This is a genomic window from Pseudoalteromonas sp. APC 3224 (assembly GCF_030407535.1).
GTDB lineage: Bacteria > Pseudomonadota > Gammaproteobacteria > Enterobacterales > Alteromonadaceae > Pseudoalteromonas.
Genome location: NZ_JASDDF010000032.1, coordinates 26,299 through 52,170 on the forward strand (window position 1 = coordinate 26,299; position 25,872 = coordinate 52,170).

Genomic DNA, 25,872 nt, shown 5'->3' on the forward strand with positions numbered 1-25,872 from the left:
TCATGAATAATCCAGTAATTGTAGATTGTATCCGCACACCAATGGGTCGCTCAAAGGGCGGCGTATTCAAGCACAAACGTGCGGAAGACTTAAGCGCTCATTTAATGAAAGGCTTATTAGAACGTAATCCGGCAGTTGACCCTGCGTCAATTGACGATATTTATTGGGGCTGTGTACAGCAAACATTAGAGCAAGGCTTTAACGTTGCACGTAACGCATCTCTACTTGCGGGCATTCCACATTCAGTGCCAGCAACCACAGTTAACCGTTTATGTGGCTCATCAATGCAAGCATTGCATGACGCTGCTCGCGCAATTATGACTGGCGCTGGCGACACATACCTAATTGGTGGTGTTGAGCACATGGGTCACGTACCTATGACTCACGGTAACGACTTTCACCCTGGCTTAGCTACATCAATTGCACAAGCATCTGGCTCTATGGGTTTAACCGCTGAGTACCTTGCAACACTTCACGGTATTAGCCGTGAGCAACAAGATGAATTTGCTTACCGCTCGCATCAACGTGCACATGCTGCAACAGTTGAAGGCCGTTTCCGCCGCGAAATTTTAGCAATGGAAGGTCACGATGCTGAAGGTTCACTTATTCTTGTTGAAGATGATGAAGTAATTCGTCCAGAAACAACGGTTGAAGGTTTATCGCAGCTACGTCCAGTATTTAACCCTGCTACGGGTTCTGTTACTGCGGGCACATCTTCTGCACTTTCTGACGGCGCATCAGCCATGTTAGTAATGAGCGAAGAAAAAGCAAAAGAACTGGGCTTACCAATTCGTGCACGTATTCGCGCTATGGCTGTTGCCGGTTGCGATCCATCAATCATGGGTTACGGCCCAGTACCTGCAAGTAAAAAAGCATTAGCACAAGCCGGTATTACCATTGATGACATTGACGTAGCTGAGCTTAACGAAGCATTCGCAGCACAATCACTGCCTGTACTTAAAGACTTAGGTTTAGCAGATGTGGTTGACGAAAAAGTTAACTTGAATGGCGGCGCTATTGCACTTGGTCACCCTCTGGGTTGTTCGGGTTCACGTATTAGCACCTCGCTTATTCACTTAATGGAAGACAAAAACGCAAAATACGGTTTAGCAACTATGTGTATTGGTTTAGGCCAAGGTATTGCTACTGTATTTGAACGTGTTCAAGACTAATTAGTGTTGAATATGTAAAACCATCTTGGTGATTAAAAGGCGAACTAGCGCAAGTTAGTTCGCCTTTTTTATACCACCAGCTTTTGCAGGTTTAAAATGAATAATGTGATCGGGTGCATTAAACTTATTTCAGATTATCTATTAATAAGTTGAGCTGTTTTGTTATACGTAAAATAGTTAACCAACAGCTTTATTTACGCTAAACTACCCGACCTAACCAAGCCGCGACTATTTTTACAGGTAATTTTTATGAGCTTTGATAATCCCGATCACCAATTAGATGCTATCGGCCTTCGTTGCCCAGAGCCTGTGATGATGGTACGCGCTGCTATTCGTAAAATGAGTGACGGTGAAACACTGCTTATTATTGCCGACGACCCCTCAACCACCCGCGATATCCCCAGCTTTTGTACCTTTATGGATCACACGCTAGTGGCTAAAGAAGTTGAAGAATCACCGTATAGGTATGTGGTGAAGAAAGGGCTTTAAGGTTCATTGCTCAAATACTTTGTTCTAATTAAATTACTGCTTTTGAAGTGAGAATTATTTTTCTCTTCTAAATAATGAGCCACTCGGAACCACTCAAAATCCAAGTGAAATTTCTTTTCATTGTTAACTACTAATGCTGGTGGGCCCAAGAGTCGATTCACGTTTAAGTCTATATTTTGATCAAGTAACTTACTAAAATAGTCTTCAGCCTCCGTTACTGACTTATCCACCAAAGTGCGTAGTTTAATCATTAAATCAAAAATCCCTTCAAAATAACCATCTATCGCTCTGTTGAGGTCAACTAAATCAGAATTTAAGAGCTCATCTTTAAATGCAGAGTTTAACCCCTTTAACAACTTTATCCTTTCTTTCTCTTCCATTACCGATAATACGAGTGGAATCTGAAATTTTGTTATTACTCCATTTCCATGTTTACTTATAGATGGATATTTTAAAGTTAGCCTATTTACGGGTAACATTTTATGTTGGCATAAATTTCTCAAATTACAGCATAGAACATAATACTGATTCTCTTTAAAGATCTTCTCTCTTTCTATCAATAATTCAGGTAATAATGATTGATCAATATCATTAATTATCGAAAACTTATCACGTTCAATGTACAACCGATCTAAAACTAATTTTCCAGTATTCAAAATGCTTAGATAGGAGATATTTAATTTAGTACGGGCTTTTTGATTTTCTATATAAGCATGTACCTCAGAGAAATTTGAAAACTCTTGTGAAAGTTGAGCCATAGTAAGCAATGATTTGAATGTTTTAACTTCCTCGATCAAAACGTCAAATAAATTTTCTATCTCTAGTTTTCGTGAAAAAACTTTATATTTTGTTATGCAATCATATGAGTCTGACTCAGTTATCTTAGCCCGTTTAAAGCTAGGCTTATCATTTTCTAGATAGCAGTACTCTATATAATTATCCAATTTACTACCCCTTAATCCAAAGGCTCAATTTCATATTAACGTCCTTGTCACAAATCTATAAGCCCACTCGGGCAGCTAAAAGCTGACAGCTCCCAACTTACAGCTATTTCTTAGTTATAGTCACTTCTGGCTTATCGTAGTCACTAAAATCAATGCTGACTATGTACGACCCTTTTATTGCGGGTGTGTAACTAAAGTAGTTGTAAATAGTGCTGCAATCGGCGCGTGTTGATTGACCAAGTGTTAGGCTTTGCCCTGATGGCTGTGAATCGCTGTAGCCACAGTTAAAACCTTCACTAAAATCTGCATCGGCTATTTTAAACTCGTACACTTTGCCAGGGGTCGAAAATTTAACTTGGGCTTGGTAAAGCGAAGGGCCGACTTGTTTAAATTGGTATTGAGGTTCTGCATCCCATAATGTGAAATCCCCTCTTAAATAAATACTGCGATCCAATTCTTGCTGCGGCAAAACGTCGTTAATCGAAATTTGGCTGGTACAGGCTGTAAGTAAGCCAGCCATTGCTAGCGTTAAAATTCGTTTTATGGAGATCATCATTTGTATCCTTTGTATACAGTGAATACTAAAAAGCCAGCATAATGCTGGCTTTTTAAATAGCTATTGGCTGTTATTTTTGCAATACAGAAATATCTGCAATTTCTAAAAATAACCCGCTAAGCTGGCTTAAAAGTGCAAGACGGTTTTGCTTAACCGCTTCATCGTCGGCCATTACCATGACATTGTCAAAAAAGTTATCAACACTCTCACGAATGCCTGCTAATTGGCTCAATGCCTCTTGGTAGTTTCCATCGCTGTACAGTGGTGCTAAATCAGTGGCAAATTTTGCAACTTGCGAAGCCAATACTTTTTCAGCATCATCACTGAGTAAGCTCTGATCGACATTACCTTGGCTTGTAATGTCATTCTTAGCCAGAATATTACTTACACGCTTATTAGCCGCTGCAAGCGATTCTGCGGCGTCTAATGTACGGAAATGACTTACGGCTTTAACTCGGCGATCAAAATCAACAGGCTTCGTTGGACGACGCGCTAGTACGGCTTGAATCACATCTACTTCAATGCCTTCGTCTTGATACCAAGCACGGAAGCGCCCTAGCATAAAGTCAAACACATCCGTTGATACATTTAGGTTAGTCAGCTTTTCACCAAACAAGGTTTGTGATTTAGCAACCAGGTCTAAAATATCAAGCGGTAGCTGTTTTTCTACCATGATACGTAATGCACCAATAGCAGCACGACGAAGTGCAAATGGGTCTTTATCACCTTTTGGTGCTTGGCCTATACCAAAAATACCCACCAGCGTATCAAACTTATCGGCAATGGCGACTGCACAACTGATCACATTAGTTGGTAAGTTATCACCGGCAAAACGTGGCATGTATTGTTCGTTTTGTGCCACTGCAACTTCTTCTGCTTCACCATCGTGACGCGCGTAATGCATTCCCATTACACCTTGTACGTCGGTAAATTCCATTACCATTTCGGTCATTAAGTCTGTTTTACTTAATAAGCCTGCACGCGCTGCTAGCTCTTTGTCGGCACCAAGTTGCTCGGCAATGTAACCCGCTAGTTCACTAATACGCTGTGACTTGTCTTTAAGCGTACCAAGTTGTTTTTGGAACAATACACTATCAAGAGATTCTAAACGGCTTTCTAATGTTTTCTTTTTATCTGTTTCAAAGAAGAACTGCGCATCGGCTAAACGCGGGCGCACTACTTTTTCGTTACCAGAAATAACCACACTAGGATCTTTACTTTCGATGTTAGAGACAAACAAAAACTTATTTAAAAGTTTGCCGTCTTGATCTAATAACGGGAAGTATTTCTGATCATCCTTCATGGTGTAAATAAGCGCTTCAGCAGGCACATCTAAAAATGCTTTTTCAAATGTGGCTGTTAGCGTTACTGGCCATTCTACCAATGAAGTAACTTCTTCAAGTAAGTCTTCATCCATAGCAACAACGGCATTAACTGCTTTGGCTGCGTCTTCTATTTGCGCGCGAATCTGTGCTTTACGCTGTTCGTAGTCAGCAATAACGTAAGCTGATTTAAGTACATCAAACACATCATCGGCATGATCAATGCTAATTTTTTCAGGGTGATGAAAACGATGCCCTTGCAATTGATTGCTCACTTGCTTACCAAGAATTTCACCCTCAACCAGTTCACTACCGAACAAAATAGTTACCGTATGCACAGGGCGAATAAATTGTGTTTTATTCGCACCCCAACGCATTGGTTTAGGAATAGGTAACTTAGCGAGTGCTTTGCTTATAGCGTCAGTCATTAACGTTTTGGTTTCTTGCCCTGCTACTTTAGCAATGTGCAATAACCATGCGCCCTTATCTGTTTCCAGTGTTTGCGCATCTTTTACTTCAATACCACAACCACGAGCCCAACCCATAGCTGCTTTAGTTGGGTTACCCTCAGCATCAAAAGCGGCTTTAGTTGCAGGGCCACGTTTTTCAACTTCTTTGTCTTGTTGTTTAGCTTCAAGTGCTTTTACTTGTAAACCTAAACGACGAGGCGATGCATACCAGTTCACACCTTGGTGACCTAGTTCTAGACTTTCTAATTCTGCTGTTAAGTTTGCAGCAAAGGCTTCGGCTAATTTACGAAGTGCTTTTGGTGGCAACTCTTCGGTGCCAATTTCTACTAATAAATTTTCTGCTGACATGCTTACTTATCCTTACACAGCGGGAAACCAAGTGCTTCACGTGCATCGTAATAACTTTGTGCACACGCTTTTGATAACGCACGAACGCGTAAAATATAACGTTGACGCTCGGTTACTGAAATAGCATGACGTGCGTCTAATAAGTTAAATGCGTGCGATGCTTTCATTACTTGCTCGTAGGCTGGTAATGGTAGGCTTGCTTCAATTAGCTTTTGGCTCTCAGCTTCACATTTATCAAACTGTTCAAATAAGTCGGCTACGTTTGCATGTTCAAAGTTATAGGTTGATTGCTCAACTTCATTTTGATGGAATACATCACCGTAAGTTACGCGCCCAAATGGGCCATCTGCCCATACAAGGTCGTAAATGCTATCTACGCCTTGAATGTACATTGCTAAACGCTCTAGGCCGTAAGTAATCTCACCCGTTACCGGTGAGCATTCTAAACCGCCCACTTGCTGGAAGTAGGTAAACTGCGTTACCTCCATACCATTTAACCAAATTTCCCAACCTAGGCCCCACGCACCTAATGTAGGTGATTCCCAGTTGTCTTCTACAAAGCGAACTTCGTCAGTTAGGGTATCAATACCTACAGCAGCTAAAGAACCTAAGTAAAGCTCTTGAATATTGTCTGGTGATGGTTTTAACACAACTTGGAATTGGTAGTAATGTTGTAAGCGGTTTGGGTTTTCACCGTAACGACCATCGGTAGGACGACGACACGGTTGAACGTATGCGCTCGACATTGGCTCTGGGCCAATTGATTTTAAAAATGTTTGTGGGTGAAATGTCCCTGCGCCCACTTCCATGTCAAGTGGTTGAATAATGACACAGCCTTGCTGTGCCCAATAATCCTGTAAAGCCAGGATCAAACCTTGAAAGGTTTTAACGTCATATTTTTGCATATTTTGGCTTTTTACTATCTGAGAAGTAGCGTGAAAATTACCCTCAGTATACCTTGTGCACACTCAGGTTTTAAGCAGTTTGTGCGTTTGAAAAAATAAAAAAGGAGCCTAAGGCTCCTTTTTTGTGATTACGATAATGTTTTATACGTCTAAGTTAACCACACGCAGTGCGTTCGTTTCAATAAACTCACGACGCGGCTCAACTTGATCGCCCATTAATGTGGCAAATAATTGATCCGCTGCAACAGCATCTTCAATTGTTACTTGCAACATACGGCGTGCGCTAGGATCCATGGTGGTTTCCCAAAGCTGACTTGGGTTCATTTCACCTAGTCCTTTGTAGCGTTGAATGTAGATCCCGCGCTTAGACTCTGCGATCAACCATTCTAATGCATCCACAAAGTTATCAACAGGTTTTGTTTTCTCACCACGTTGGATATATGCACCCTCTGTGATGATATTAGCAATGTTTTTACCAGTTACAGCAATACGTTGGTAGTCTCTTGATGTAATAAAGTCATAATGTAGTACGTGCGCTTTATCCACACCATGCTGACGAATATTCACAACTGGATAGTACAAGTTGCGCTCTGTATCGTGCTCAGTTCCCGCATGGAAAATAGTTGCATCTTCATCACGTTCAATTAAGTCATCAACCAACTCTTTAGTCCAAGCAATTACCTTAGCTTCGTCTGAAAGGTGTTCTTTTTTCAGCTCACTTTGGTAAATCAAACGGTTCATAACTGTGTTCGGATACTTACGCTTTAAGCGCTCGATAACTTTAACCGTGTTTTGATAATCGTGAACAATTGACTCTAATGCTTCACCATCAACTGCTTCAGCACTATCACTAGTGTACAGTGCTGCATTGCTTAGCGCTAAAGATGTAAGGTAATCAACTAATGCTGGATCATCTTTAATATAACGCTCTTGCTTACCTTTTTTCACTTTATAAAGTGGAGGCTGAGCAATATAAATGTAACCACGTTCAACAATTTCCGGCATTTGACGGTAGAAAAATGTTAGTAGCAAAGTACGAATGTGAGAACCATCTACGTCGGCATCGGTCATGATAATGATGCGATGATAACGTAATTTTTCAGGGTTATATTCGTCACGGCCAATACCACAACCTAATGCAGTAATTAGCGTTGCCACTTCTTGCGAAGATAACATTTTATCAAAACGTGCTTTTTCTACGTTTAAGATTTTACCTTTAAGCGGAAGAATCGCTTGATTCTTACGGTTACGACCCTGCTTGGCTGAACCGCCAGCTGAGTCACCCTCCACTATGTATAGTTCAGATTGGGCTGGATCTTTTTCTTGGCAATCCGCTAGTTTACCCGGTAAACCAGCTAAATCCATAGCACCTTTACGGCGGGTCATTTCACGTGCTTTACGGGCTGCTTCACGCGCGCGTGCTGCATCAATAATTTTGCCAACAACAATTTTTGCATCCATTGGATTTTCTAATAAAAACTCAGTGAATTTTTCAGCCATTGCTTGCTCAACCGCAGACTTAACTTCACTAGATACTAGCTTGTCTTTTGTCTGTGATGAGAATTTAGGATCAGGTACTTTAACACTAACAACAGCCGTTAAGCCTTCACGAGCATCATCGCCCGTTGCGTTACTGGTTGTTTTAGCTTTTTTGTTAAAGCCTTCTTTTTCCATGTAGTTATTCAGCGTACGTGTTAGTGCAGATCTAAAACCAGCTAAGTGAGTACCACCATCACGTTGTGGAATGTTATTAGTAAAACAGTAAATGTTTTCTTGGAATGCATCATTCCATTGCATTGATACTTCTACACTAATACCATCTTCTTCACGTTCGTGAGTAAAATGGAACACCCCTTTATGCACAGGTGTTTTATTACGGTTTAAGTATTCAACGAACGCTCTAATTCCACCTTCGTATTTAAAATGGTCACTTTTATTTTCTTCGCGCTCATCATTTAAAATGATGCTCACACCTGAGTTCAAAAACGACAACTCGCGTAAACGCTTAGCTAAAATATCGTAATGGAAATCTAGGTTAGTAAACGTTTCTGCACTTGGCCAAAAACGTAACTCAGTACCGGTTGTTTCAGAATCACCAATAGCTGCAAGTGGTGCATCTGGAACACCCATAGTGTAAAACTGCTCGTAAAGTTTACCTTCACGACGAATAGTTAGTTTTAACTTTTCTGATAATGCATTTACTACCGATACACCAACACCGTGTAAGCCACCTGATACTTTATAAGAGTTATCATCAAACTTACCACCAGCGTGTAATACCGTCATAATAACTTCAGCTGCAGATACACCTTCTTCTTCATGTATAGAAGTAGGAATACCACGGCCGTTATCTCTTACAGATACCGAACCGTCTAAGTGAATTGTGACAAATATATCATCACAGTGACCTGCTAAGGCCTCATCGATAGAGTTATCAACGACCTCAAACACCATGTGGTGTAAGCCCGTACCATCATCGGTGTCCCCTATATACATACCAGGACGCTTTCTTACTGCATCTAATCCTTTAAGTACTTTAATACTCGACGAATCATAATTCTCAGACATGGTTAATCCCACTTATCTTGTTATTAGGTTGCCATGTTTCACGTGGAACATTTTTAGTTCTCGTTTCATGGGTTCCACCACAGCAGAAATACTTTCAGATAAAATTGAAGAAATAAATATTTGAGAACTGCAATGGGTCAATAACTGACCCACTTTCTCTTTTGTATCTTCGCTTAGCTCTGAAGGTAAATCATCTATTAGCAATATAGATTGCTTATCTGTCTCTGACTCAATCAAACTATTTTGCGTTACTTTTAACGCATACAACAATAGCTTTAACTGCCCGCGTGAGAATACATTCTCAACACTGCTGCCAGCGACACTAAAACTAAAATCAGCCTTATGAGGGCCTTTACTAGTAAAGCCTTGGCGAGCATCTCGCTCAAAGCTTTGCTCTAACGCATCAGAAAGAGATTCGGCCTCTTTCCAGCCTGCATTAAAGCTAATTTCTAGATCGCGTATTAGCGTTAATTCTGCACACATTTTATCAAAAAACTGCTGCTTAAACCTAGTTATATACGCGATTCTTAATTTATTTATTTGTTCAGCCAGTCTAACAAATTCTTTATCCCAAAACTTGATTTGGTCAAAATAATTCTTAGGCTTAGATTTCAACAATGCATTGCGCTGTTTTAGCACTTTATTAAACGATTGCCACAAGAAAAAAAACTCATGTTCCACGTGGAACAAACCTAAGTCTAAAAACTTTCTGCGCTCTTTAGGGCCACCAAAAAATAATGAATAGCTTTCTGGTGTGATAACTTGCACAGGCATAAGTTGAGCAAGTTCAGATACTTTTCGACTCGCCTTACCCTGTATTTTTAAATTGGTTTCACCCGTTTGGGTTTTACTTATCCCTATTGGAATAGATAAATCGTGTAACGCTTTTCGGCCATGAATAACAAACTGATCTTGTTGATGAGCGATGATGCTTTTATGTTTAGAGGTTCGGAAAGATTTGCCGTGAGAAAGGTAATAAATAGCCTCTAAAAGGCTGGTTTTTCCGCTGCCGTTTTCACCATAAATTATATTAACGCCATTAACTGGTTCTAGCGTCAGTGCCTCAATATTACGAAAATATTTGAGGCTCAAATGACTTAAGCTCATTATGTATTTATGATCTTATAAACGCATTGGCATAACAACGTACATAGCTTCTTCATCGCCAGCACCTTCTATAAGTGCACTACTGTTTGAATCGGCAAGGGTAAATAATACATCTTCGGTTTTTAATGTATTTAATACATCTAATACATAAGAGACATTAAAGCCTATTTCTAGGTCATCACCCTCGTACATTACTTCAACCACTTCTTCAGCTTGCTCTTGCTCTGGGTTGTTGGCTGTAATTTTTAATAAACCGTTTGATAAATTTAAGCGTACACCACGAAACTTTTCGTTCGATAAAATCGACACACGCTGAAAAGCATTACGAAGCCATTCACGATTCGCGGTAATTACCTTATCGCCACCGCGCGGCAAAACACGACGATAATCAGGGAATCGACCATCAACTAATTTACTCGTAAAGGTAAATTCAATATCAATAATACGAATGTGGTTGGCACCAAACTGAATAGTTACCAGCTCTTGATCAGCAACCATTAGACGCATAATTTCTTGCACGCCTTTGCGCGGTATAATTAATTGGCGCTGTGTATTTAACGACTGACCTAGTTGTTTTTGTGCAATAGCTAAACGGTGCCCATCAGTGGCAACTGTTTTTATATCGCTGTTATCAACTTCAAACGACATGCCGTTTAAGTAATAACGCACATCTTGGTTTGCCATTGAAAAGTGTGTGCTTTCAAGTAATTTACGCAACTCTAAACGCGTTAGTTGAAACTCAACCTCACCATCCCACTGCTCTAAATTAGGAAAATCTTCAGCAGCTAAAGTGGTCAATGAAAAACGACTTTTACCACTGGTTAAAAGTAGCTGATGGTCTTGCAAGCTTAAAGTAAGATCAGAGCCATCCGGTAAACTTTTACAAATATCGAGTAATTTTTTAGCCGGCAATGTGAGTTTAGTATCGGCAACATCGTCACCTACAAACACACTCGCCACTAATTCAATTTCAAGGTCGGTCCCTGTCATTGAAAGCTGGCCATTTTCTACCACGAGCAATACGTTAGATAAAATAGGTAACGTATGCTTACGCTCAATGGCACCCGATACTTGTACCAATGGTTTTAAAAACTGTTCTCTTGATATTGTTATTTGCATAATAAAGTCAGCCCTAAGATGACAATGTTCTTATTAAGTTTTGGTAATCTTCTTTAATCTCGTGGCTTTCGTCACGTAATGATTTAACTTTGCGACACGCGTGCAGTACTGTTGTATGGTCACGCCCACCAAAAGCATCCCCAATCTCAGGTAAGCTGTGATTAGTGAGTTCTTTAGATAATGCCATAGCAACTTGGCGAGGCCTTGCTATAGAGCGGCTACGGCGCTTAGACAGTAAATCAGATACACGTATTCTATAGTATTCTGCAACCGTACGTTGAATGTTGTCTATGGTGACTAGTTTGTCTTGCAGCGCTAATAAATCACGCAGTGCTTCTTTTACAAAGTCGATAGAAATTGGGCGGCCGGTAAAGTTTGCGTTAGCAATTACACGGTTTAATGCACCTTCAAGCTCACGTACGTTTGAGCGTAATTTTTTCGCAATAAAAAATGCCACTTCATGCGGTAAGTTAATTTTACTTTGCTGGGCTTTTTTCATCAAAATAGCAACGCGTGTTTCAAGCTCTGGCGGCTCAATCGCGATGGTTAATCCCCAACCAAAACGAGATTTAAGACGATCTTCAACCCCTTCAATCTCTTTAGGGTAACGGTCAGAGGTTAAAATAATTTGTTGGTTACCTTCTAATAATGCATTAAAGGTATGAAAGAATTCTTCTTGAGAACGTTCTTTATTAGCAAAAAATTGAATGTCATCAATCATTAATGCGTCAACACTACGGTAATAACGCTTAAACTCTTCGATCGCATTATTTTGCAGTGCTTTAACCATGTCTTGAACGAAACGTTCTGAATGCATGTAAACAATTTTAGCATCGGGCTTATTGGCCATAATACCGTTGCCTACCGCATGTAATAAATGCGTCTTACCTAAGCCTGTACCACCGTAAATAAATACAGGGTTAAATGCAGAGCCAGGGTTGTCTGCTACCTGAGTGGCAGCCGCTTTTGCTAATTGGTTAGATTTACCCTCAACAAAGCTATCAAAGGTATAGTTTTCTTTAATGTTTGATTTATAACCAGATTTAGGAGCTGGTTCTACAACCGGTTTTTGTTCTCGAGGTTGTTGTTTTGCCGTTGATTGCGTGCTTGGCGCTGATTGTGTTTCAACCACCGGTGCAGCTTGTGCATTTAATAGCGGCTTACTACCTACATCAAAACGTAACTCGGGTGCTTCTACACCACAAATTTCTACCAATAATTCATTTATTCTATTTAAGTACTTCTCTCTCACCCAATCAAGTACGAAACGATTAGGCGCATAAATCGTCAAGGTATCTTCGGTACTTTCTGCTTGAAGTGGTCTGACCCACATACTGAATTGCTGCGAAGGCAACTCATCTTGCAATACATATAAACAACTTTGCCAAACCGACAGATACACAGTAAAACTCCCAGAGATATAATTTTTATTCCCGCACATCAATAATGATTCAAAAATCACACCTGTATTGCGTTTAAATGGCTCAATAAGCAGCCCAAGACCGACTATTATGAATGCACTTTATCCACAAGTAAAAGATTGATTTTTGTAAAATTGTTGATATCGATGTATAAATATAATAACAGACTGATTCTAATAGCTTTTTATTTTAAAGCTTGATTAGAGATCATAACAAAACTGGCAGCAGATCGCGACCACAATTTACGATCTAATTTACTTTTCCCATGCTTTTATTCACTTTTTATACAGGGGCTGTGGAAAACTTCTTATTTATGATGATCCTATCGGATCATGAAAATTGATCATAAATAAACATGCTTTACGCACTCTATTATGATTGACTTTTCGTCACTTCATCTATAATATCTCGCGCTCGCAATGGCACCTGTGCCAGGATCGCGACCTGCATAGGATGTTTTAACTTTAACCGATCGGATGAGATTGTTATGAAAAGAACTTTTCAACCTAGCGTTTTAAAACGCAAACGTACACACGGTTTCCGTGCTCGTATGGCAACTGTAAATGGCCGTAAAGTATTAGCTCGTCGCCGTGCTAAAGGCCGCAAAGTTCTTTCTGCTTAATTTATAAGTGGAAGACTTTAGCTTTGGCAGGGAGTTACGTCTGTTAACTCCCTCGCATTACTCTCGCATATTTAACGAACCCGCTCGGGCTGCAACTCCTTTCTTTACCTTATTAGCAAAACCAAGTGACCAGTCAAAACCTAGGTTAGGCCTTACTGTTGCTAAAAAACGTGTAAAAAAGGCATGTCAACGAAACCGTATTAAACGTCTTGCTCGCGAAAGTTTTCGTTTAAACCAACACACGCTCGATAATATTGATATTGTGTTGATGGTTAAAAGTGGCATTGATGAACAGTCTAATGAAGAATTAACCAAACAACTTACAAAGCTGTGGCGTAAGATTAATGAACGCTGCAAACCTGGTGCCCCTAAACCGCCACCATTTAAAAAACGCCCAAACAAATCAGCTAAATCGACTAAACAAACCCAATAGCAATAGAATTACAGGGTTAATTAAGGTATCTTTAGCTCACCTTTTAATCATGCGTTTAAAATCTCATAGTGAGTCTTTAAATACATGGTATCTATTCACTAAACATAACGTAGGGGCATGTACAACATGAGGTTACTTAAACCACTTGCTGCTTTACCAACACGTTGTTTAGTTTTATTTATCCGCGGTTATCAAAAGTGGATTAGCCCGCTATTAGGTCCGCATTGTCGTTTTAATCCAACGTGCTCTAGTTACGCTATTCAAGCAATTAATTTGCATGGATCGGTAAAAGGGTGTTGGTTAGCTGTTAAACGCATATTAAAATGCCATCCTTTACATTCAGGCGGAGACGACCCCGTTCCTGAAAAATTAACCCGTATTAACCACCAACACGAGAAATAAGAGCTGTTATGGAATCGCAACGCACGTTTTTATTCATCGGCCTAATGCTAGTGTCGTTTTTATTATTTCAAGAGTGGAATAATGACTACAACACACCAAAAGCCGATCCTAGTGCCACTACACAAACACTAAAAGCAAATTCACCAGAATCAGATGATTATGTTCCAGCTTCATCAGACTCAGGTTTACCTGCTTCAACAACTTTAGCTAAACGCGCTGTTATAAATATTACAACAGACGTTTTTAAAGTAAAAATTGACACCAAAGGCGGTGACATTGTTGAAACAGACTTAATTGATTATAAAGAAACCAAAGGCAGTGATGTTCCTTACATGCTACTGGGTGAGTTTGATGGTAAACAATACTTTTCACAAAGTGGCTTAATAGGTTTAAATGGTCCAGATGCATCAGCAAATGGGCGTCCTACTTACCAATCAGAACAAACTTCTTATACTTTAACGGGTGATGAGCTTCGTGTTCCTCTTCAGTTTACTGATAGTAACGGTGTAAGTTTCACTAAAACCTATGTATTCAAAAAGGGTCAATATGATGTTGGCTTAGAATATAAAGTTAACAACACCACTAGCGCGCCAGTACAAGTGCAACTTTACACACAAATAAAGCGCACCGTACAAGAAAAAGGCAGTATGGTTGATCAAAACTATTTAGGGGCTGCATACGGTACTGATGAAGAAAAATACGAAAAGTATAGTTTTTCAGATATGGCCGATAAAAACCTAAATAAAAATACTCAAGGTGGTTATGTTGCCTTTATTCAGCATTACTTTGTAAGTGCTTGGGTACCAATGCAAGATCAAACTAATACTCTTTATAGTTTAATTACTAAAAGTAATGCGGCTATTATTGGTGTTAAAGACGAAGCGGTTAATGTTCAAGCTGGTAGTGAGCAAGTACTTACTGCAACTTATTACATGGGCCCTAAAGAGTCAGATAAACTTGAAGCCATTCATCCAGACCTAGACTTAACAGTTGATTATGGTTGGTTGTTTTTCATTTCGCAGCCGTTATTTGTGCTATTAAAATGGTTACACAGTATTTTAGGTAACTGGGGTGTAGCAATTATTGCCATCACTATTATCGTTAAAACATTAATGTACCCACTGACTAAAGCACAGTACACCTCAATGGCTAAAATGCGTGCGTTACAGCCTAAGATGAAGGCGCTAAAAGAAAAGTATGGCGATGATCGTCAAAAATTCGGCCAAGCGACTATGGAAATGTACCGTAAAGAAAAAGTGAACCCTATGGGTGGCTGTTTCCCTATTTTACTGCAAATGCCAATCTTCTTAGCCTTGTTCTATGTATTCTTAGAGTCTACAGAACTTCGTCACGCTGAATTTGTACTTTGGTTAACTGACCTTTCTGCGAAAGACCCATACTACGTATTACCAATTTTATTTGGTGCGAGTATGTTTATAACGCAAAAACTACAACCTATGACGGTTACCGATCCAATGCAGCAAAAAATGATGACCTTTATGCCGGTTATCTTCTCTGTATTCTTCTTATGGTTTCCATCTGGTTTAGTACTTTACTGGTTAGTGTCTAACCTTATTTCTATTGTCCAGATGTTAATCATCTACCGTGGTATGGAAAAGAAAGGAATTAAAGTAAGGGGCGATTAAACTCCCTACTTATATAAAGGCGACTTAGGTCGCCTTTTTTATTGCCAATTTTTTATAACAGCATTCGCGAGTGCCTATTTGATAGGTTACAATACCGCCATTACGTTATTTAAGTTGGCAAATAAACCGCATGATCAATCACGATACAATTGCAGCACAAGCCACTGCCCCAGGCCGAGGCGGTGTTGGTATTATTCGCGTTTCAGGAAACCTAGCCAAACAGGTTGCTGAAAAAATAATAGGCAAAGTCCCTAAAGTTCGTTATGCCGACTATGTGCCATTTAACACCCTTGCAGGTCAGCAACTTGACCAAGGTATTGCGATTTACTTTGCTGGCCCACACTCATTTACCGGTGAAGATGTACTCGAACTTCAAGGCCATGGCGGCCCTGTTGTTCTTGATATGCTACTTAAAGAAATAAGTAAAATAGACGGTGTACGTTTAGCAAAGCCTGGTGAATTCTCTGAGCGTGCGTTTATGAACGACAAGCTTGATTTAACTCAAGCAGAAGCAATCGCCGACTTAATTAATGCAACCAGTGAGCAAGCCGCTAAAAGCGCCTTACAGTCACTTCAAGGCCAATTCTCTAAGCACATAGAAACCCTAGTTGAAAAAGTCATTCACTTACGTATGTATGTGGAAGCGGCTATTGATTTTCCTGACGAAGAAATCGATTTTTTATCAGACGGAAAAGTGGGCGGTGATTTAAATGCCATCATTGAACAACTTAATGCCGTTACCAATCAAGCCAAACAAGGCAGTATAATGCGCGAAGGTATGCGCGTCGTTATTGCAGGTCGTCCTAATGCAGGTAAATCAAGCTTACTTAATGCATTAGCAGGACGAGAAGCGGCCATCGTAACTGAAATAGCCGGCACCACTCGTGACGTATTACGTGAGCATATACATATAGATGGTATGCCACTGCATATAATAGATACCGCAGGCCTACGAGAAAGCCCAGATAAGGTAGAGCAAATAGGCATTGAACGTGCCTGGGATGAAATAAACCAAGCTGATCGGGTGCTATTTATGCTTGATGGCACCGACACCACTGATACCGATCCACATGCTATTTGGCCTGAATTTATGGCTAAGTTACCCCAAGGTATGGGCGTGACTGTGATCAGAAATAAAGCCGATTTATCGGGTGATACGGTTGGTATGGATCAAGAGCAACAATATCCGGTCATCAGTTTAAGCGCTAAAAATGCTGATGGTATAGAGTTAGTTCGTACTCACTTAAAAGCCTGCATTGGTTTTGATGGTGCTACAGAAGGTGGTTTTATGGCACGCCGTCGTCACTTAGATGCACTAGAACATGCTGCGTATCATTTAGATACAGGTAAAACACAATTAGAGATGCATGTGGCCGGTGAAATCCTCGCGGAAGAACTGCGTTTAACACAACAGTATCTTAACGAAATAACTGGTGAATTTACTTCTGATGATTTGCTTGGCAAAATTTTCAGCTCGTTCTGTATCGGTAAATAATTGAACTAATAATTTAATCATTAAGGGCACCTAGGTGCCCTTTTTAATGCCCTACTATTTTTAATATCGACTCGCCAAAATGTATTTTAATAACTCACTTTAAAAACCAAACAGACTAAAAAATATAGCTAAATTGCACCAATATTAGCCTCCATTCATGTTTAAAAATGTGTTTAAGGCAGATGAGCTAAACCTATAATCACACCAAGCAACAGATAAACTACCTACATTAATAGTAAAAAATTAAGCTTATTTTCCCCTAAAAGAGAACCTATTACATTAGCTTTTCAGGCTGGGGCATAGGTAATTATCAAACCATAAAAATAAAACGTACCTAAAAAGTAAGTTTGATCGCCCACTCCACCAGCAAAATATAGTTAATTTCTTAGTTTAAATTGATGAAAATTATTTTTTTGCAGATCAGTTATCCACAATTGGGGTTTTATTGCCTTGAAAATGAGTTAAAAGCGATAAAAAGTAAAAATATGCTGTGTTTAAATAAGCTAAATAGTGATTTTTAGAAAATAAAAATGGATTTTTAGTCTGATCTGCATAAATAGATCATTTTTTAAAATTATTTTCGATCCCAACTTTAAGTTATCAACATGCTTTGTATCCACATTAAGATCAACACGCCTTTATCTATAAATTTGTACTAGCTGGTGGTTAACACTCAATATAAAATCAATAACTTAGCAAATTATTAATAATATTGGTTTTTAGTTAAGCAGAGCTTTCCCCAACCTTATCAACAACTTGATCAGAAGATTACATTTAAAGATATTTTGTTAAATCATTAATAATCAATAAGTTAAACAAGCAATTAATACCAAGGCTTAAATTACCACAAAAATAGTTATACAAAATAGCACTCTTAACTTTACTGTTATACTCACTGAGCTATCATAGGCAGCAATTAAAACTAATAGTGATCAGCAATATTCATGAGTTCAGTAAATATTATCGTTGGTAGTCAAATGGGATCCGCCGAGTACGTTGCAGAGCAGTTAAATGATGCACTTAACAACCAAGGGATTAATAGCCAACTCCATGATCAACCTGAATTTAATGAAATAGATCAACAAAATACTATTTGGTTGGTTTGTACATCAACCTACGGTGCGGGTGACTACCCTGACAACCTGATTGGTTTTATCGAACAAGTATCGCAAGTGGATGATCTTTCGCATTTAAAGTATTCGGTTATTGCACTTGGCGATACTAGTTACGACACTTATAACCTTGCAGGGCGTAATGTAGATACTCTTTTAAGCCAAAAAGGCGCTGTAAAAGTAGCACAACGTTTAGAGCTTAATATTCTTGATGAAGCACTGCCCGAAGATACAGCCTTAGCTTGGTTAGACTCATGGATAGCACAGACAGGTTTAAAATAGAAAGATCAAGCGAAAAGTTATAAATAAAGTTACCCACAATTTGCTAATAATTTAATAAGTTTTGTGGATAAACACTGATTAAACTGCTTTTTTAGCTATGCTTATCCATGGGATAAGATCGAGACTTGATCGGCCTGTGTATAACAGCCTGTTTTGATCAGAGCTTATTTGCCTGAAGATCCGATCATACTAACACCTTTAGATCCGATCTAATTATATGTTTTTAATCATGATCTAAAGCTTATCAACAGAAAACCCGATCAGTAGTAGTAATAGTATTAAAAGATCTCTTTAAAAGATCCTTTATATTATTAGAGATCACTTACTTAGATCTTGAGCACTGTTTAATCATTTATCTTCTGCTAATTTCTAGGTAGAATACGCTCCCTTTTGAAGTTTACTGGTTTGATTTAAGTAGGATCCCATTAATGATTTTTCACGAAAATTTTGACGTTATCGTAGTAGGTGGTGGACATGCAGGCACTGAAGCCGCATTGGCAGCTGCCCGTATGGGGATGAATACCCTGCTGCTGACTCACAATATGGATACCCTTGGTCAAATGTCTTGTAACCCAGCAATTGGTGGCATTGGCAAAGGCCATCTGGTTAAAGAAATTGATGCCCTAGGTGGCGCAATGGCGCAAGCTATTGACAAAGGTGGGATCCAATTCCGTACACTTAATTCCTCTAAAGGCCCTGCTGTACGAGCAACGCGTGCACAAGCGGATCGTGCCTTGTACAAAGCGGCTATTCAAAACACACTTCAAAACCAAGAAAACTTAAAGATTTTTCAACAATCATGTGATGATCTAATCGTTGAAAATGATCGTGTAACCGGTGTGGTGACACAAATGGGTTTGCGTTTTAGTGCACCTAGTGTGGTACTAACCGTGGGCACATTCTTAGGCGGTCAAATTCATATCGGCCTTGAAAATTTCAAAGGTGGCCGAGCTGGCGATCCGCCTTCGATTGCCTTAGCTGATCGCTTACGTGAATTACCATTTAGAGTAGATCGCTTAAAAACCGGCACGCCACCGCGTATTGATGCCCGGACTGTTGATTTTAGTAAAATGCAAGAACAACCAGGTGATGCACCAACACCGGTATTCTCATTTATGGGTAAACAAAGCGACCACCCACAACAAATTCCGTGTTACATCACTTACACCAATGAAAAAACACATGATGTTATTCGCAAAAACTTACATCGCTCACCTATGTACTCAGGTGTTATCGAAGGAATAGGCCCACGTTACTGTCCGTCTATTGAAGATAAAATTGTACGTTTTGCGGATAAAGATAAACACCAAATATTTGTAGAGCCAGAAGGTTTAACGTCATACGAGTTATACCCTAACGGTATTTCAACTAGCTTACCGTTCGATGTGCAGTTAGAAATTGTGCAATCGATCACCGGCTTTGAAAACGCACACATTTGTCGTCCTGGCTACGCTATTGAATATGACTTTTTTGATCCACGCGATTTAAAACAATCATTAGAAACAAAGTTTATTGATGGCTTATTTTTTGCTGGTCAAATTAATGGTACTACCGGTTACGAAGAAGCGGGTGCACAAGGTTTGATCGCAGGTATGAATGCAGCATTACAAGTACAAGGTAAAGAGTCGTGGACACCACGTCGTGATGAAGCCTATGTTGGCGTACTGATTGACGACTTAGCAACACTGGGTACAAAAGAACCGTATCGTATGTTTACTAGCCGCGCTGAATACCGTTTGCTACTTCGTGAAGACAACGCTGATATTCGTTTAACTGAAAAAGGTCGTGAACTAGGTTTAGTTAATGATGAACGTTGGCAAGCATTCAACGAAAAAATGGAAGTGATCGCTAAAGAGAAACAGCGTATTAAAGATACCTGGATCCATAAAGATCATGCCATGGTTAATAAAGTAAACGAATTACTTAAAACCCCACTTGTGCGTGAAGCTAGCTTAGAAGAATTACTGCGTCGTCCAGAAGTGCGTTATAACGACTTGATGGCGATTGAAGGACTCGGATCTGAGTTCACTAATCAGGCCGCTCTAGAACAGGTTGAAATTCATACAAAGTACGCAGGTTATATCGCGCGTCAACAAGATGAGATCAATAAGCAGCTTCGTCATGAAGAAACAATTTTACCAAAAGAGTTTGATTATAAAACCGTCTCTGGTTTATCAAACGAAGTAGTTGCTAAGCTAATTGATGCTCGTCCAGACACTATCGGCCAAGCTTCGCGTATTTCTGGTATCACCCCAGCGGCGATTTCGCTATTATTAGTGTATCTGAAGAAGCAAGGCTTGTTACGCAAAACTGCGTAACGGTAAAGGTACATTGTGTTACAGCAACAATTAACAACTTTGTTAGCGCAAACTGATATTGCGCTAACACAAAAACAACAGCAACAACTTGTCCGCTATGTTGAATTACTCGATAAGTGGAATAAAGCCTACAATTTAACCTCGGTACGTTTGCCTCAAGAAATGATGGTTAAACATATAATGGATAGCTTAGTTGTTGCTCCTCACTTGACCGGTCATCATTATATTGATGTTGGCACAGGTCCTGGTTTACCAGGCATAGTGTTAGCTATTGCCTTACCTGAAACGCAGTTTGTATTATTAGATAGTTTAGGTAAACGTGTACGTTTTTTAATGCATGTTAAACATGAGCTTGGCCTTGATAATGTCACCCCGGTGCAGTCAAGAGTTGAAGAATATCAACCAAGTGTTAAATTAGATGGCGTACTAAGTCGTGCATTTGCATCGTTACAAGATATGATTGACTGGTGCTCGCACTTAATTGATCATTCAGGTAAGTTCATTGCACTTAAAGGGGTATTTCCAAGTGAGGAATTAGACTCACTCCCTACAGGTGTTAAGTTTGAGCAAAAAATTGCATTAGAAGTACCGGATTTAGATGCACAACGACATTTAATAATTCTTTCTAAAGACTAGGGATCAGAGACACTGTGGCAAAAGTCATCGCATTAGCAAATCAAAAAGGTGGAGTAGGTAAAACTACCACTGCCGTTAATCTCGCTGCATCTATGGCTGCAACGAAGCGTAAAGTGCTGTTAATAGATCTCGACCCGCAAGGCAATGCGACCATGGGCAGTGGCGTCGACAAATATGGTGACGTCCCTACTATCTATGACTTGCTCATAGAAGATAAGCCTATTGATGAAGTGATTATTAAAGAAACCTCAGGCGAATATCATATGATTGCTGCAAACGGTGATGTGACCGCTGCAGAAGTTAAGCTGATGGAATTATTTGCGCGAGAAGTACGTTTGCGTAACGCGCTTGAAAAAATACAAGATCAGTATGAGTTTATTTTTATAGACTGCCCGCCTTCTTTAAATATGTTAACCGTTAATGCCATGGCCGCTGCCGATTCTATTTTAGTACCTATGCAATGTGAATATTATGCATTGGAAGGATTAACAGCATTAATGGACACGATTACGCAACTTGCTAAGTTAGTTAACCCTAACTTACAGATTGAAGGCATACTTCGTACTATGTACGATCCGCGTAATCGACTAGCAAATGATGTATCAGAACAATTAAAACAACATTTTGGCGATAAAGTATACCGTACGGTGATCCCACGTAATGTTCGACTTGCAGAAGCCCCAAGTTTTGGTGCCCCAGCAATGTACTACGATCGAGCATCAAGTGGCGCGAAAGCTTATTTAGCTCTCGCTGGTGAAATGCTACGCAGAAAAGAAAAAACAACTCCCGTTGTCGCCTAACTTTGAGGTAAAAAAATAACATGTCTGCTAAAAAACGAGGTTTAGGCCGAGGACTCGATGCGCTTTTAAGTTCATCTAAACCTGCACCAAGCGATCGCAAGGAACAGGATACTGCTAACGTAACCAGCGCAGTTGAAAATGCAGCGCAGCCTAGCAACAGTGAATTACAAAAACTACCGATCGAGCTTTTACACTCAGGTAAATACCAACCTCGTAAAGACATGTCTGAAGAGGCACTCGAAGAACTCGCCAGTTCGATACGCTCACAAGGAATTATTCAACCTATCGTTGTACGCCCTGTTGCGCATAACAGCTATGAGATTATTGCCGGTGAACGTCGCTGGCGTGCTGCGCAAATAGCTAAGCTTGAGTTTGTACCCTGTATTATTAAAGATGTACCTGATGAAGCTGCCGTTGCTATTGCTCTGATTGAAAATATTCAGCGTGAAGACTTAAACGCTATGGAAGAAGCGATTGCACTTAATCGGTTGCTTAATGAGTTTGAGTTAACACATCAACAAGTGGCTGATGCAGTTGGTAAATCACGTACGACCGTGACTAACTTATTACGCTTAAATAATCTAAATAACGATGTAAAGATATTGTTAGAGCATGGTGACATTGAAATGGGCCACGCACGTTGCTTATTAGCACTTGAAGGCGAAGTGCAATCAGATGCAGCCCGTTTAGCTGTTGCAAAGGCATTGACCGTTCGCGAAACTGAAAAACTAGTACGCTCTATTTTAGAGCCAGCTCCAGCAAAAGAAGTAATAGAAAAAGACCCAGATGTTAAACAGTTAGAGCAGCAGCTTGCTGATAACCTAGGGGCAAAGGTAGAAATAAATTACAACAAAAAAGGCAAAGGGAAATTGGTTATTTCTTACACTAATCTTGACGAGTTAGACGGTATTTTAAACCGTATCAATCAAGACTATTCCCACCATTAATTTATTGGATGTCTAAAAAGGGACATTTACAGCGATTTTGTGTTACAAAGCACCTACTCAAGTTGCAAAACTGGCAGGATTAAGTATAATTTCGCCAGTTTTCATACCCTGACAATTAGAGCGTCATAAAGGTTAATTAAAAGTGACTAATAAGTTAGCAAGCCCGTATAGGCTTGCCGCATTAAAATTAATTTGCCTTCAGGGATTTGTAGCCCTTTTAGCTGCACTAATAATTTTTATAGGTTGGGAAACCAATGCCGCACTTTCAGCTCTAGCTGGTGGCGCAGTCGCAGTACTTCCTAACTTTGTATTTGCGCTTTATGCATTCAGATATATGGGTGCAAGTCGAGCAAATCAAGCGTATGCCTCGTTGAAACGCGGCAACGGATTAAAATTTATGCTAACAATCGTTTTGTTTGCACTAATGCTAAAGCTTTATCCGGTAGTACTGCTACCTTTCTTTTGTGCTTATGTGTTGGTGTTGTTTACAGGATTGTTTACACCCGTTTTTTTTAAACATTAACTTTTGGGATATAACATGGCTGCAGAAGAAGTTACTCTATCTAGCCATATTCAGCACCACTTAACCAATGCTAAGATGTGCTCGACCGACGCTGGTCTTGCCTTCAATAAAGCATGTACGGATAGTGGCTTCTGGACATGGCATATAGATACCCTCGCATGGTCTATCGGACTAGGTCTAATATTTTTATGGATCTTCCGTAGTGCCGCAAAAAAATCAACTCTGGGTGTACCTGGAAAACTTCAATGTTTCATTGAAATGGTTGTTGAGTTCGTTGGCGACAACGTACGCGATACCTTCCACGGTAAAAGTAAGCTAATTGCACCATTAGCATTAACAATATTCGTTTGGATATTCTTAATGAACTTAATGGATTTAATCCCAGTTGACTTCCTACCTGCATTTGCTGGCTTTGTTGGCGAAACTGCATTCGGTATGGATTCACACGACGTATACATGAAAATTGTACCAACTACAGATATCAACATGACAGCTGCACTTGCGCTGGGCGTGTTCATTCTAATGATTGGTTACTCAATTAAAATCAAAGGTATCGGCGGTTTTATTAAAGAACTAACACTTCACCCGTTTAGTTCAAACAATACAGCTATGCAGATTCTTTTAATCCCATTCAACCTATTACTAGAACTTATCGCATTGGTTTCTAAGCCGTTTTCACTGGCACTGCGTTTGTTCGGTAACTTATATGCAGGTGAATTAATCTTCATCCTTATAGGTGCTATAGGTTTAATGCAACTACCGTTGCACTTTGTGTGGGCTGTATTCCATATCTTGGTAATTGTATTGCAAGCATTCGTATTCATGATGCTAACAATCGTATACCTAAGCATGGCAAGTTCGGATAATCACTAATTTATAACTTTTAATTTTTACTTTTAATTACAATTGAAACTTTGGAGAAAAAAATGGAACTAGTATTAGGTCTTAAGTACATCGCAGTAGCTTTACTTATCGGCTTCGGTGCAATCGGCACAGCAATCGGTTTTGGTAACATGGGCGGTAAATTCCTTGAAGCATGTGCGCGTCAACCTGAGCTTGCACCATCGCTACAAGTTAAAATGTTTATCCTTGCTGGTCTAATCGATGCTGTAGCAATGATTGGTGTTGGTATCGCGATGGTATTGTTGTTCGTACTTTAATTTTATTTTTTGAACAGCTTACTATTTAAGGAGGAGCGGTTGTGAACTTAAACGCCACTCTTATCGGTGAATTAATTGCGTTTACGGTGTTCGTATTATTTTGTATGAAATACGTATGGCCACCACTAAACGGTGCAATTGAAGCTCGCCAGAAGAAAATCGAAGATGGTTTAGCTGCCTCTGATAGAGCCGAGAAAGACTTAGAACTAGCGCAACAGAAAGCTGCAGAACAGCTTAAAGATGCAAAGGCTCAAGCGGCTGATATCATTGATCAAGCTAAAAAGCGTGCCGTGCTAATTGTTGACGAAGAAACTGTTCGTGGTCAGCAAGAGCGTGAAAAAATTATTGCTCAAGGGCACTCTGAAATTGAATCAGAGCGTAACCGTGTGACAGAAGAGCTACGTAAGCAAGTAGCAACTCTGGCAGTGGTTGGCGCAGAAAGAATTTTAGAGCGCGAAATCAATCAAGCCGCACATAGTGACATCGTTGAAAAACTTGTCGCTGAGCTGTAATTAGGAGGGTATGAGCATGTCTGAATTGACTACTATCGCTCGCCCATACGCTAAAGCGGCTTTTGAACTTGCCGTTGAAAAAGGCGCTATTGATAGCTGGAATGACATGTTGTTCTTTGCTGGCCACGTTGCCAGCAATGAACAGGCATCTACCATTTTAGCTGGATTGCCTACTGCTACCGCACAAGCTGAGTTATTTATTAACTTATGTGGTGAGCAGCTCAACGAACAAGGTCAGAACCTAGTTAAGGTGATGGCTGAAAATGGACGTTTGATTGCACTACCTGAAGTTGCCCATTTATTTTCTGCTTTAAAAGCAGACTATGAAAAAGAAATCGATATTGATGTGATTTCGGCAACACCTCTTGCTGCAGCCCAGCAAGAATCATTGGTAGCGGCACTTGAAAAACGTTTCGCACGCAAAGTTAAGCTGAATTGTAGTGAAGACGCTACAGTAGTTGGCGGCCTTATTATTAAGGCAGGCGACACTGTAATTGACGGCTCTTTACGCGGTAAATTAAATCGCTTAGCCACAACACTACAATCGTAATTGGGAAAAAGAG

The 25,872-nt window shown here is 39.8% G+C and carries 25 protein-coding genes; 17 read left to right on the forward strand and 8 right to left on the reverse strand.

The window, feature by feature from the left end:
- Positions 1 to 2 precede the first annotated feature (2 nt).
- Both fadA and tusA read left to right on the forward strand, forming a co-directional pair.
- The gene (gene fadA, locus QL989_RS14730; RefSeq protein ID WP_290170931.1) at positions 3 to 1,172 is read left to right on the forward strand and encodes an acetyl-CoA C-acyltransferase FadA; all 1,170 of its coding nucleotides are present in this window, start codon (positions 3 to 5) and stop codon (positions 1,170 to 1,172) included.
- Between the two features lie 249 nt (positions 1,173 to 1,421).
- A complete protein-coding gene (gene tusA / locus QL989_RS14735; RefSeq protein WP_008112953.1) occupies positions 1,422 to 1,661 on the forward strand; it encodes a sulfurtransferase TusA in 240 nt (79 codons plus the stop codon).
- Here the strand turns inward: tusA and QL989_RS14740 are convergent.
- From QL989_RS14740 to dnaA, 8 genes are all read right to left on the reverse strand, one after another.
- Positions 1,658 to 2,605 (reverse strand): hypothetical protein, encoded by a 948-nt coding sequence (locus QL989_RS14740; protein WP_290170932.1) that lies wholly within the window; start codon positions 2,603 to 2,605, stop codon positions 1,658 to 1,660. The two genes, tusA and QL989_RS14740, sit on opposite strands and share 4 nt — an antisense overlap.
- Before the next feature lie 103 nt (positions 2,606 to 2,708).
- Positions 2,709 to 3,158 carry a hypothetical protein gene (locus QL989_RS14745; RefSeq protein WP_290170945.1) on the reverse strand — a complete coding sequence of 150 codons (450 nt, stop codon included), beginning with the start codon at positions 3,156 to 3,158 and terminating at the stop codon, positions 2,709 to 2,711.
- Between the two features lie 73 nt (positions 3,159 to 3,231).
- Positions 3,232 to 5,301 carry a glycine--tRNA ligase subunit beta gene (gene glyS / locus QL989_RS14750; protein WP_290170933.1) on the reverse strand — a complete coding sequence of 690 codons (2,070 nt, stop codon included), beginning with the start codon at positions 5,299 to 5,301 and terminating at the stop codon, positions 3,232 to 3,234.
- Between the two features lie 2 nt (positions 5,302 to 5,303).
- The gene (gene glyQ, locus QL989_RS14755; protein ID WP_010392717.1) at positions 5,304 to 6,206 is read right to left on the reverse strand and encodes a glycine--tRNA ligase subunit alpha; all 903 of its coding nucleotides are present in this window, start codon (positions 6,204 to 6,206) and stop codon (positions 5,304 to 5,306) included.
- Between the two features lie 141 nt (positions 6,207 to 6,347).
- On the reverse strand, positions 6,348 to 8,774 hold the full coding sequence (gene gyrB / locus QL989_RS14760; protein ID WP_290170934.1) for a DNA topoisomerase (ATP-hydrolyzing) subunit B: 2,427 nt from the start codon (positions 8,772 to 8,774) through the stop codon (positions 6,348 to 6,350).
- Between the two features lie 12 nt (positions 8,775 to 8,786).
- Complete coding sequence (gene recF, locus QL989_RS14765; RefSeq protein ID WP_055013149.1) at positions 8,787 to 9,881, reverse strand: DNA replication/repair protein RecF; 1,095 nt, start codon at positions 9,879 to 9,881, stop codon at positions 8,787 to 8,789.
- 15 nt (positions 9,882 to 9,896) lie between these two features.
- Positions 9,897 to 11,000 carry a DNA polymerase III subunit beta gene (gene dnaN, locus QL989_RS14770; protein ID WP_008112965.1) on the reverse strand — a complete coding sequence of 368 codons (1,104 nt, stop codon included), beginning with the start codon at positions 10,998 to 11,000 and terminating at the stop codon, positions 9,897 to 9,899.
- 13 nt (positions 11,001 to 11,013) lie between these two features.
- Positions 11,014 to 12,402: a chromosomal replication initiator protein DnaA gene (dnaA, locus tag QL989_RS14775; RefSeq protein ID WP_024601489.1), complete on the reverse strand. Its 1,389-nt coding sequence runs from the start codon at positions 12,400 to 12,402 to the stop codon at positions 11,014 to 11,016.
- A gap of 506 nt (positions 12,403 to 12,908) precedes the next feature.
- On the opposite strand from dnaA, the gene rpmH reads away from it, so the two are divergent.
- The 15 genes from rpmH to atpH all read left to right on the forward strand — a co-directional run bounded on the left by rpmH (position 12,909) and on the right by atpH (position 25,859).
- On the forward strand, positions 12,909 to 13,043 hold the full coding sequence (gene rpmH / locus QL989_RS14780) for a 50S ribosomal protein L34 (RefSeq protein WP_008112968.1): 135 nt from the start codon (positions 12,909 to 12,911) through the stop codon (positions 13,041 to 13,043).
- 7 nt (positions 13,044 to 13,050) lie between these two features.
- Entirely contained in the window at positions 13,051 to 13,476 is a 426-nt protein-coding gene (gene rnpA / locus QL989_RS14785; protein WP_008467046.1) for a ribonuclease P protein component, read from the forward strand.
- Positions 13,477 to 13,602: 126 nt separating this feature from the next.
- Positions 13,603 to 13,878, forward strand: a complete 276-nt coding sequence (yidD, locus tag QL989_RS14790; RefSeq protein ID WP_008112973.1) for a membrane protein insertion efficiency factor YidD — start codon at positions 13,603 to 13,605, stop codon at positions 13,876 to 13,878.
- 8 nt (positions 13,879 to 13,886) lie between these two features.
- Positions 13,887 to 15,524, forward strand: a complete 1,638-nt coding sequence (gene yidC, locus QL989_RS14795; protein WP_290170935.1) for a membrane protein insertase YidC — start codon at positions 13,887 to 13,889, stop codon at positions 15,522 to 15,524.
- 130 nt (positions 15,525 to 15,654) lie between these two features.
- A complete protein-coding gene (gene mnmE / locus QL989_RS14800; RefSeq protein WP_290170936.1) occupies positions 15,655 to 17,019 on the forward strand; it encodes a tRNA uridine-5-carboxymethylaminomethyl(34) synthesis GTPase MnmE in 1,365 nt (454 codons plus the stop codon).
- A gap of 944 nt (positions 17,020 to 17,963) precedes the next feature.
- A complete protein-coding gene (gene mioC, locus QL989_RS14805; protein ID WP_008112109.1) occupies positions 17,964 to 18,413 on the forward strand; it encodes an FMN-binding protein MioC in 450 nt (149 codons plus the stop codon).
- 428 nt (positions 18,414 to 18,841) lie between these two features.
- The gene (mnmG, locus tag QL989_RS14810) at positions 18,842 to 20,731 is read left to right on the forward strand and encodes a tRNA uridine-5-carboxymethylaminomethyl(34) synthesis enzyme MnmG (protein WP_008112111.1); all 1,890 of its coding nucleotides are present in this window, start codon (positions 18,842 to 18,844) and stop codon (positions 20,729 to 20,731) included.
- Between the two features lie 15 nt (positions 20,732 to 20,746).
- Complete coding sequence (gene rsmG, locus QL989_RS14815; RefSeq protein WP_008112113.1) at positions 20,747 to 21,367, forward strand: 16S rRNA (guanine(527)-N(7))-methyltransferase RsmG; 621 nt, start codon at positions 20,747 to 20,749, stop codon at positions 21,365 to 21,367.
- A gap of 14 nt (positions 21,368 to 21,381) precedes the next feature.
- On the forward strand, positions 21,382 to 22,167 hold the full coding sequence (locus tag QL989_RS14820) for a ParA family protein (RefSeq protein ID WP_008112117.1): 786 nt from the start codon (positions 21,382 to 21,384) through the stop codon (positions 22,165 to 22,167).
- 20 nt (positions 22,168 to 22,187) lie between these two features.
- Positions 22,188 to 23,114: a ParB/RepB/Spo0J family partition protein gene (locus QL989_RS14825; protein WP_138608900.1), complete on the forward strand. Its 927-nt coding sequence runs from the start codon at positions 22,188 to 22,190 to the stop codon at positions 23,112 to 23,114.
- Positions 23,115 to 23,256: 142 nt separating this feature from the next.
- Positions 23,257 to 23,637: an ATP synthase subunit I gene (locus QL989_RS14830; protein WP_008112121.1), complete on the forward strand. Its 381-nt coding sequence runs from the start codon at positions 23,257 to 23,259 to the stop codon at positions 23,635 to 23,637.
- A gap of 15 nt (positions 23,638 to 23,652) precedes the next feature.
- Entirely contained in the window at positions 23,653 to 24,510 is an 858-nt protein-coding gene (gene atpB, locus QL989_RS14835; RefSeq protein ID WP_138626155.1) for a F0F1 ATP synthase subunit A, read from the forward strand.
- A 53-nt stretch (positions 24,511 to 24,563) separates the two neighbouring features.
- Positions 24,564 to 24,797 carry a F0F1 ATP synthase subunit C gene (gene atpE / locus QL989_RS14840; RefSeq protein WP_004335261.1) on the forward strand — a complete coding sequence of 78 codons (234 nt, stop codon included), beginning with the start codon at positions 24,564 to 24,566 and terminating at the stop codon, positions 24,795 to 24,797.
- A 41-nt stretch (positions 24,798 to 24,838) separates the two neighbouring features.
- A complete protein-coding gene (gene atpF, locus QL989_RS14845) occupies positions 24,839 to 25,309 on the forward strand; it encodes a F0F1 ATP synthase subunit B (protein ID WP_008112130.1) in 471 nt (156 codons plus the stop codon).
- 16 nt (positions 25,310 to 25,325) lie between these two features.
- On the forward strand, positions 25,326 to 25,859 hold the full coding sequence (atpH, locus tag QL989_RS14850; RefSeq protein ID WP_087533920.1) for a F0F1 ATP synthase subunit delta: 534 nt from the start codon (positions 25,326 to 25,328) through the stop codon (positions 25,857 to 25,859).
- The last annotated feature ends 13 nt before the right edge of the window (positions 25,860 to 25,872 follow it).